Genomic DNA, 9,229 nt, shown 5'->3' with positions numbered 1-9,229 from the left:
AGCAGTCGGCCACAACTTCCGCCGTATCCTCGCCTGGCTCAGAGAACTCTTGTGCCTCTGCCTGATCCAGCTATCGCATACGCTTGCCTGTCCGCTCTCGCTCAATTCGGCTTCTTAACGGACGACTACGTAGCGCGGCCGTCTCAGGCCGTGTTCCGATAGCATCGCGCCGGTATGGTCATGTCGGAACAGTCCACGTTTCCGCAGGATCGGTACCACCTGCTCCCCAAACAGGCCGAACCCGCCTCGGAGGAATAGTGGCATGAGGTTGACCCCGTCGGCGGCACTAGCTTCGAACCAGTGCGGAATGATGTCGGCGATCTTTTCTGGCCGGCCGGCAATCACCCAATGGCCGCGCGCGCCTCGGCCAGTTTACCGCTGGTGTCGTGCGCGAGAAATTCATCAATGACCACTCCAATGCCGCCCGCAAGCTGGCTGAGGGCGTTTCGCGCGCAGTCGAATGGGCGCAGACCACTCCCCCGGCCGAGGTGCGCACGCCGTTTGACAGGATCATCGCGCATCGCAAGAAGACGCCTCATCGATCAAATAGTGGAGAAGCGCCGGGGTCGCCTCCAAAAGGCCGGGGTGATCTCCGATGACGAGATAAACAACGTGTGGATCGATTGGCTGGTCAAGGATGGTCTGTTCAAACCGGGACAGATAAACGCTTCAGACACTCACACCAACGCGTTCAACTATTTCCGACTTGGCAAGACCGCGGAGGTCCAGCAGCTTCGAACAGGTCTGCAAGGAATTCGTTGCGCGTGGGGGAGGGCGGGGCGGCTTCACGGCCCTGCAGGACATCACATTCGACGTCGGTTCCGGCGGAATTCCAGACCCTGGTCGATCCGAGCGGCTGCGGGAAATCGACATTGCTGGACTTCCTGGTAGGGCTGACGGCACTGACCAGCGGCCGCATCCTGCTCGATGGCCGGCGATCGCCGAGCCCGCACGGGATCGCGGCACCGTGTTTCAGCAATATGCCCGTTTTCCACGGCGCACGGCCGCGGAGAATGTCAGTTCGGGCTCGGCATTGCCGGTCTCAAGCCCAGGCAGCGGCACGACATCGCGCGGCATTTTCTCGATCTCGTCGCCCTTCAGCATTTGAGACACGATTCCCACACGAGCTATCCGGTGGCATGAAGCAGCGCGTCGCGATCGCGCGCAACCTCGCCTACAATCCCGAGGTTCTGCTGATGGACGAGCCCTTCGCTGCGCTCGATGCACAGACACGCGAGACGCTTCTGGGCGAACTCCTGCGTATCTGGCAGGCGACCGGCAAGACGATCGTCTTCATTACCCACGGCATCGACGAAGCCGTCGGTGCTCGGCCAGCGCGTGGCGGTGATGACCTTCCGGCCGGCGCGAATCAAACATATCGTCGAATGGGCGGTCAATCGTCCTGGAGCGGCAGCCAGGTGCAGACGCGGCGGGCTACTCTGGGCTCGAGGATGAGGTCGATAACCATTGGAAGGTGTTGTTGGGAGCAGCCGCGCTTTCGACGCTGCTCGCCGTTGGCACAGAGGTGAATTCGGGGACGGACACTGGCAACACCAACAGCGACCTCATTGCTCCGCTACGCCGTGGGGCGGGGGGACTCGATGAACCAGCCGGGCCAGCAGGTGGTCCGCCGCAATCTCAACATCCAGCCGAGCTCGACGATTTGTCCGGGATTTCCCGCGCGGGTGATCGTCAACCGTGACTTGGTGCTCGATCCGTACAGAGGGTGAGGACGATGACAGAACTCAAACTCGGAGCCATCGAAGACGATAAGCCCATCAAGGTGACACACGAACTGCCTGCGAGCGTGCACCGCGATCTCGTGTCCTACGCTGAAATCCTCGCCCAGGAGACTGGCCAGCCAATCCAGGATCCATCTAAACTCATTGCGCCCATGCTGGCGCGGTTCATGGCTGCGGACAGGAGATTTCGGAGAGCTCGCCGAGCGCGTCTACCTCCAATCGGAGGCGAGCGGTAGCGCGCTGAGAGCAGCTTCAGGAATCCCGCAGGGCCAGGTTTTTATTGTCGGGGCGCTAAGTGGCCGAAAACTCGAAGCGGCTGGGCACCGCGCCATCGCGTAGCTCTCGGTACAAGGCCGGCAAAATTTGCCCCCATACGGGCCTATGACAGCCTCAGCGAGGCGCGCAGCTCGATCGGCCGACATCTAGGTAGAGCGCTGTTGGCTGCAGTGCCATTCCTTCATAGAGCGGAGCGATCGTGCGGAAGGTCACGCCACTAGATCTCTTGGATGTGCTGGAAGAACGGATTGCCGAGGTCGACGACAAGCTCAACGCGCTACCAATCTTGTGCTTCGATCGCGCGCGCAAGAACGCTCAGACGCTGTGAGGCGGCCAGCCAGCGAGCGCGGTCTCCTGGCCGATTTGCCAGTGCCCATCAAAGATCTGACGGACGTGGTCAGTGTGCGCAACACCTACGGCTCGCGAATGTTCGCAGATAACGTCCCCGCTCGATCCGATATCCTCGTCGAGCGCCTCGAAGAGAGTGGCGCAGTCATCTATGCTAGGTCGGATACGCCAGAATTCGGAGCCGGCGCCAACACCATCAACGAGATATTCGGCCCAACGCTCAACCCCTGGAACCCCCTGCGCTCTGCCGCCGGATCGTCTGGCGGAACTGCGGTGGCCCTTGCCGCAGGAACTTGGCGCATGCCTCGGATATGGGTGGCTCGCTACGGAATCCGGCAAGCTTCTGCAGCGTGGTAGGCCTGCGACCCAGCATTGGGCGAGTAGCACACACCGAAATTCAAGATCGACCGCAATCTCGGTATGCCGGGACCGATGGCGCGCAACGTCGAAGATGTTGCCCTGACGTTGGATGCAATGAGCGGCGAGCATCCAGGCGACCCGTTATCACTCCCTAAGCTCGCTAAGTCCCTCCTTTCGACCGCGCGCTCTGGCAAAAAGCCAAAGCGAGTTGCCTATTTCCCGATTTCGGCATCACGCCCGTGGACCCGTAAGTTGCGGCGATCACGCGCATGGCGGCCGCCCGGTTTGCAGAAGTGGGCGCAATCGTCGAAGAGGCTGATCCCGATTTTCGAGAAACTCGTGAGTGCTTCCACATGCTCCGCGCTTTCGATTTCGCCGTCAGTAAAGCGGCTCTGTTGCGCGGTAATCGCGGTCTCCTGAAAGCCGACGTTATTTGGAACATCGGAGGAAGGGCGGAAACTTAAGGCCGGGCAGATTGAGCGCGCCGAGGCGCAGCGCGTAGCAATGACGGCGCGTGCTATGGAGTTTTTCAAGAAATACGACTGCTCTTGTCACCCGCAACCATCGTCGAGCCGTCACAATGAGATTCGCGATGGCTCACTTCGCTGTGGCAGCGCTCGGCCGAGGTATGGTAGTACTTGGGATGACTGCGCTCTCCGTATCCGAGATCGCCTCCGTCGCCAGCGAGGCTCACCGCGGACCGCAAAGCCGATCGCCAGTTGGCTCTCGCCCAGACGAGTTGTGCGTCTTGCTTTCGGCCGCACCGCTGGCGGTACCTGCCCGGTGAATGTCATTACGGTTTTGCGTATCGAAACAGTGACGCTGGACGACACGCCAGTGTGATTGCAGGGGCGATCGCGACCCAATCCACATAGTACTCAAAAATCTCGTGCCGTCGCATTCTGTGACATAACTGTCTTGCACCGCGAACTCGGATTCAAGATCCTGTGGGCCACGCAACGGGGCTGCGGGTCAAGCGCCGGCCGCCTCGAGGATATCCTTGAAATTTCGTAGGCCGGTCCGCGGCGCGTTGATCAAGACGGCCATGTTTCCTGGCTTGTGCTGGTTCTTCCACATCCTTGTGTGGGCTCGGGCGATCTCCTCCCACGGGAAGACCTCGCTCATGCAGGGGTCGATGCGACGATCGAGTACAAGGCGGTTCGCCGTACTTGCCTGTTTGAGATTGGCAAAATGCGATCCTTGGATTCGCTTCTGACGCATCCAGACGTAGCGCGCGTCGAATGTGATATTGAGCCCTGTGGTCCCGCCGCAGAACACAACCATGCCACCGCGCCTAACGATAAAGGTTGAGACTGGGAATGTCTGCTCACCTGGATGCTCGAACACGATGTCGACGTCGCGCTTTCCCGTGATATCCCAGATTGCTCTACCAAACCGCCGAACCTCTTGGATCCAGGTTTTATATTGGGGCGAATCTATCGTGGGCATTGTACCCCAGCAGTCGAATTCTTTGCGGTTAATGACACCCTTGGCGCCGAGTGCCAGAACGTATTCGGCTTTACTGGCTTCAGAAATTATGCCAATCGCGTTAGCACCGGATACGACGGCGAGTTGCACTCCGAACACTCCGAGTCCGCCCGATGCGCCCCACACCAGCACGTCGTCGCCTGCCTTGAGGACGTGGGGCACGTGCCCGAACAGCATCCGGTAGGCGGTTGCGAGGGTTAGTGTGTAACAGGCCGCCTCCTCCCAGCTCAGGTGCTCCGGTTTTGGCATCAACTGTCGTGATTGCACGCGGCAGAACTGTGCGAACGAGCCGTCCGGGGTCTCATATCCCCAGATCCGCTGCGACGGCGAGAGGAGCGGTTCGCCCCCGTTGCAATCCTCGTCATCGCCGTCGTCCTGGTTGCAGTGAACGATGATCTCGTCACCGACCTTCCAGCGCCGCACCTTTGCTCCTACCGCCCACACAACCCCGGCCGCGTCCGACCCGGCAATATGATATTGGAATTTGTGCATATCGAACGGTGAGATTGGCCTGCCTAACGCGGCCCAGATTCCGTTGTAGTTGACGCCGGCGGCCGCCACGAAAACGAGTACCTCGTCGTCGGCAATCGGCCAGGTAGGCACGACCTCAACGAGAATTGAAGCCTCCGGCGGCCCGTGGCGCTCGCGACGTATAGCCCACGCGTACATGCGGTCGGGGACGTGCCCAAGCGGCGGAATCTCACCGACTTCGTAGAGTTGCTTCCGACAGGATGCTGGTGGTGACAGTTCGTGAGCAATGGTTGACACGGTGACGCTCCTTCGCAATTGTTAGTCATTCTTCCTGCACAACGCTGACCGGTCCTGCCCCCACACCATCGGCCTGACACGGACGCATGGACGGAATTCACAGTCGCAACATGGGAGCGCGCGCTGACCCAGTTGACCGGCTTCTTCTCGTTCGCCTTCTACCCCAAAGATCGGCCAAATCGATCAGCACCTCGAAAGGTCAACAGCACAAAATCATTGGCACGACTGAGAAAGAGTATGACGCGCACTATCGCGAATACTAAGCCATCTAGAAGTAACCGCACGGGCAACTACATACGCTACTCCAGTGATAGACGTCGTCCGCTTGGCCTTGTCGCCTCTATCAACACCACGGCTCATCGAAGCGCCCGCACCCGTCACAGCTCTCTTCGCCACACAATGAGCAAAGAGTGTGCCAGCTCGGGCCTGCGAAAAGTAAGCACGTTCAAAATGCGATAATCTGCTCGGCCGGAACATGGAATCGTTCTCAGGAACGTGCGCTCCAGCTCATCCAGAGATGCACGCGCTTGCAAGGGGCACCTCGCCAGACTCGGTAGAGCCGTAAAACTCATAGATGACTGGCCCCCACCATTCGATCATCGCGCGCTTCACGTTGGCCGGACAAGGCACGGCCGCAGTGATCACGTGACGCAGCGAGGACAAGTCATATCTTTTGCGCACACTGTTTGGCAGCTTCAACAGGCGTCCGAACATGGTTGGCGCCATTAAGATAGTATCGACCTTCTCTGACTGAATCAGGCGCAACAACTCCTCGGACTCAAAGCGCGGCATTAGCACCAGAACACCACCGATGCGGCTCAAGCGAATCCCGAAGAAAAGTTGGCGCCGAGTGATTGAGTGGCCCTGGCAGGAGGGCCCGGGCGCCATGCCCATAGATCATCGCGCGCTCTAAGGCCGCATTCTGCTCGAGGTTTGGCGCGGCAAGACGCACCCCTTTGGGATGTCCTGTTGTGTCGGACGTGTAGATCATGCTCATCGGCTCCAGTACGGCGGCCCCCGAATAGTGCGGTTGCTCGCAAGCCACTTTTCGAAATCTGTTGCGAAAGCGGGTTTCCCTGATGCTCAGGATCTACCTGGGAGGCGACGATAATTTCTGGAGAGGCGGTACGCTCAAGACCTTGACACTGTTCGGGATGTCATCATCCAATCAGTGTAAAGGGTCAGCATGGCCGATCAAGACGATGCGGCGAAGTCCTTCAGAATATATTCGATCTCCTCCCGCTTGAAATGCCAGTTTACAGGTACGGCATAGGCGCCGAGCTGGATAGCGGCATGGGCCACCTCGATGAACGCAATGTCATTCCGCATCAACATGCAGACACGGCCGCCCTGGCGCGCGCCGAGCCGATGGAGACCGCCAGCAATGCGCCTGGCGCGATCAGCGACATCAGGATGGCTGCGCCGTTGTTCGCCGGAAATGACGTCTAGAAAGACTTGGGATGCTGCGTCCATCGTGTGCCCCTTCTGTGAACTGGAAGCGGGGAGATCAGCAGTTCAGAGGAGTATTTGAGAATTGGAGTCGGATTGAGCGGGCACCTACAGGCCGCTCGCGTCATAGTGAACTCCTTCGCGCCATGGCGAGGGAGATCTCAGAGTCCCACGCTGTGGCACCCAGATAAACTACCCACCTCGAGGCTTGACGCCCAGCGAAATGGTTTGCAGGTCGCTGCAACTCCGCCGGGCTTGGTAGTGAAGGCGTTGCATGCTAGCTGTAACAGTCGCGCCGTGCTCATTCATCTTGGCGCAGATAGGCCTTACGGTCGGTGCATTATGCAGCGCCATCATCAACAGCCAGGACAGCTTCTTGACGCCCGAACGTATTTCGGCACCATTGGTATCTGTGACCGGCGCTGGAGCGGAGCTTTATACGATGGAAGGCCGGTCACGAAATAAACAGGGCTTACCCAGCGGCTCCGATGCAACGGTGTTGTCGCGATTTGCAACCTCATCGGCTAACGCTCAACAAACCGCAAGCGTCGGATCGCCGCGCTTTCTTTACGGAGCAGGGATACCGAGTAGGAGGAGCGCGATCAGACGGGGAGAGCGAGCGAGGCTCATATAACAGCTATTTGCCGGTTCCGCGCGCCGGCGGTTACGTCCGCCATCATCGTCATGATGGGCGGGGCACAAAACCCGCGGCCCGAAGCGCACGACCCGCGTCCGATGTCTGACAGCGAACGAGACCGCCAGCGACAATGACCCCGCCATGTTGAACCGCCGAGACTATCTTAGGTCGAATCAGATCGGTATGTGCGTTGGTACTGCTGGCACGGTCGTTGCTAGTGACACAGCACGCAGTGTCAGGCGCAGTGCATGCAGACGCGCTCTCTCGTTCATTGAACTCGTACCCCGTTTTAGTGCCAGACGAGCTTGCGCGTACAATCGCGAAGCTTTGGGAATAGCTTTGGAGAACAAGGTGATCCTTCGTATGGAGTCGCTAGCTCCTCCGATCAGGGCGGAAAGCTGGGTTCGTGGCGAGCCCCTCAGCAACTTTAAGCTGGGTACGCTGTATACTGTCGAGTTTTGGGCGACTTGGTGCGTCGGATGTGGGGCGGAGATTCCCCATGTCGCGCAGCTGCAAGAGAAATACAACCATAGCGCAGTTGAGGTCATTACAATTGCAGCTTCCGAGCGAGGCTCAAGGGCTGAGCTGCTGCCGGTTGCGTGCGAGGAGATCTAGATCCGCCGATTCAAGTCCAGGCGGAGTTGCTCGGCCTGCGCGCGTGCGGCTGCCGCCGCACCGGGCTCTCGTGTTAGGGTGGACGGCCCCCTTCCGCCGGTCTGTGTGGCAGGATGGGGTCGTCGATGACCTCAAACGAAGGAGCCACCCGTGGAAACGATTGTTCGTATCGGTTGGGACACGTCAAAGAGCGTATTTCAGTTGCATGGTGTTGACGGGATGGAGCAGCCGGTCTTGCGACGCAATGAGACGCGACCAGGTTCTGGCGTTCTTCGGCCGCTTGCCGCCTACGCTTGTCGCGATGGAGGCTTGCGGAGCATCGCACTATTGGGCGAGGGAGCTGCGTTCGCTGGGGCATGAGGTGGCGATGATCCCGCCGCAATATCTCAAATCGTACGTGCAGCGTGGGAAATCCGATGCGCGGCCGCCGAGGCGATTTGCGAAGCGGCGAGTCGATCGAAATTGCAGAAGAAGTTTGTGCCAATCAAAAGTCCCGAGCAGCAGGGCGCACAGATGCTAACTCGTGTGCGCAACCAGTTCATTGGCAGGCGCACCCAGCTCGCCAATTCGATCCGCGGCTACGCCGCAGAGTTCGGCTTTACTGCGCCCAAGGGGCTTTCGTGGCGCCTCAATTGCTGATCGATATTAAGGCTAATGCGACAGTCCTGGACTTGGCGATGGAGTTGATAGAGGCGTTGGCTGCAGAATGGCGCGCGTCGATGATCAGATCGTTGCGCTCGACAAGAAGCTTATGCAACTCCATCGGAGCAGCGAGATGAGCCGAAGACTTGCGACCGTTCCAGGAGTTGGTCCGATCGGCGTGGATGCGCGCGGATTCAAGTCAACAAGAAACTTTGCCTCGTGGCTTGGCCTGACACCAAAGAATCACTCGACGGCCGGCAAGAATAGGCTCGGAGTCATCACCCGCGCCGGCGACGGCATGTTGCGAACCGTTTTGGTAGCTGGCGCGACGGCAGTGATCGCGGATATGCGACGACGCGGGAGTCGCCCTTGGTCCTGGCTGAAAAACAGGCTCGCGCGCAAACTGCCGAAGCTGGTGGCGATAGCGTTAACAAATAAGCTGGCGCGGATTGCTGGAAACTGATGGTTAGCGGCGAACGGTACCGGTCTGCGAGCGCCGTACCGATGCCAATGCCGACATAGACTTGAACGACAAATAGAGCTTGGCGTCAGACGGGCAGATCTGACGCTGGGGGCCGGAACTTGCAGGAAAGGAAGAGGTGGTACGTTCGGCGCGAGCCGGTCACGTGAGACAATCCGCTCGGTTTACCGGCAGCAAATGCCGCTCTCGTGTTTGGAGCTCACCGTCCGCGAAGCCCATCTTGGCCAGTGGTCGCAAGACCCGAAAATAGGCCGGACATATGAGCGCAAGCGATCCGAGCATGCTGCCCCGAGCCATATGGACCCCGCCCTTGCCGCGGTGGAATCTCAAGCGTCAACTGCAGCGAAGGAGGATGTTATGCAGGTCGTTCGGATAGGTCTAGATCTGGCGAAGTATGTCTTCGAAGTTCACGGCGTCGACAAC

At 59.3% G+C, this 9,229-nt stretch carries 5 protein-coding genes and 5 pseudogenes; 5 read left to right on the top strand and 5 right to left on the bottom strand.

Annotated elements, in window-relative coordinates; all coding sequences use genetic code 11:
• Nucleotides 1-114: 114 nt before the first annotated feature.
• Nucleotides 115-363: pseudogene (locus GWG67_RS38435) on the bottom strand (LLM class flavin-dependent oxidoreductase); the annotation flags it as partial.
• 251 nt (nt 364-614) lie between these two features.
• On the opposite strand from GWG67_RS38435, the pseudogene GWG67_RS39195 reads away from it, so the two are divergent.
• Nucleotides 615-1,154: pseudogene (locus GWG67_RS39195) on the top strand (ATP-binding cassette domain-containing protein); the annotation flags it as partial.
• Here the strand turns inward: GWG67_RS39195 and GWG67_RS38425 are convergent.
• Entirely contained in the window at nt 1,128-1,397 is a 270-nt protein-coding gene (locus GWG67_RS38425) for a hypothetical protein (RefSeq protein WP_275174847.1), read from the bottom strand. The pseudogene GWG67_RS39195 and the gene GWG67_RS38425 overlap by 27 nt on opposite strands.
• On the opposite strand from GWG67_RS38425, the pseudogene GWG67_RS38420 reads away from it, so the two are divergent.
• The 3 genes and pseudogenes from GWG67_RS38420 to GWG67_RS38410 form a co-directional block, all read left to right on the top strand.
• Nucleotides 1,385-1,730, top strand: a pseudogene (locus GWG67_RS38420) (TrbI/VirB10 family protein); the annotation flags it as partial. The gene GWG67_RS38425 and the pseudogene GWG67_RS38420 overlap by 13 nt on opposite strands.
• A gap of 5 nt (nt 1,731-1,735) precedes the next feature.
• Complete coding sequence (locus GWG67_RS38415) at nt 1,736-1,978, top strand: DUF2274 domain-containing protein (RefSeq protein ID WP_275174846.1); 243 nt, start codon at nt 1,736-1,738, stop codon at nt 1,976-1,978.
• Between the two features lie 236 nt (nt 1,979-2,214).
• Nucleotides 2,215-3,307, top strand: a pseudogene (locus tag GWG67_RS38410) (amidase); the annotation flags it as partial.
• 391 nt (nt 3,308-3,698) lie between these two features.
• Here the strand turns inward: GWG67_RS38410 and ccrA are convergent.
• The 3 genes from ccrA to GWG67_RS38395 all read right to left on the bottom strand — a co-directional run bounded on the left by ccrA (nt 3,699) and on the right by GWG67_RS38395 (nt 6,455).
• On the bottom strand, nt 3,699-4,973 hold the full coding sequence (ccrA, locus tag GWG67_RS38405; protein ID WP_275174849.1) for a crotonyl-CoA carboxylase/reductase: 1,275 nt from the start codon (nt 4,971-4,973) through the stop codon (nt 3,699-3,701).
• Between the two features lie 516 nt (nt 4,974-5,489).
• Entirely contained in the window at nt 5,490-5,804 is a 315-nt protein-coding gene (locus tag GWG67_RS38400; protein ID WP_275174845.1) for an AMP-binding protein, read from the bottom strand.
• 372 nt (nt 5,805-6,176) lie between these two features.
• Nucleotides 6,177-6,455, bottom strand: coding sequence for an AMP-binding protein (locus GWG67_RS38395; RefSeq protein WP_275174844.1), 279 nt, complete (start codon nt 6,453-6,455; stop codon nt 6,177-6,179).
• A 1,378-nt stretch (nt 6,456-7,833) separates the two neighbouring features.
• On the opposite strand from GWG67_RS38395, the pseudogene GWG67_RS38390 reads away from it, so the two are divergent.
• Nucleotides 7,834-8,847 (top strand): annotated as a pseudogene (locus GWG67_RS38390) (IS110 family transposase).
• Nucleotides 8,848-9,229 lie beyond the last annotated feature (382 nt).

Origin of the sequence: Bradyrhizobium sp. CSS354, assembly GCF_029051725.1 — a bacterium.
In the GTDB taxonomy this organism is placed as follows: Bacteria; Pseudomonadota; Alphaproteobacteria; order Rhizobiales; family Xanthobacteraceae; genus Bradyrhizobium.
This window is presented reverse-complemented; position numbering and strand designations above follow the sequence as displayed.

Bases quoted from the DNA above. Each gene is read 5' to 3' on its own strand.
- GWG67_RS38415 (WP_275174846.1), top strand. From the start codon at position 1,736: ATGACAGAACTCAAACTCGGAGCCATCGAAGACGATAAGCCCATCAAG.
- GWG67_RS38395 (WP_275174844.1), bottom strand. From the start codon at position 6,455: ATGGACGCAGCATCCCAAGTCTTTCTAGACGTCATTTCCGGCGAACAA.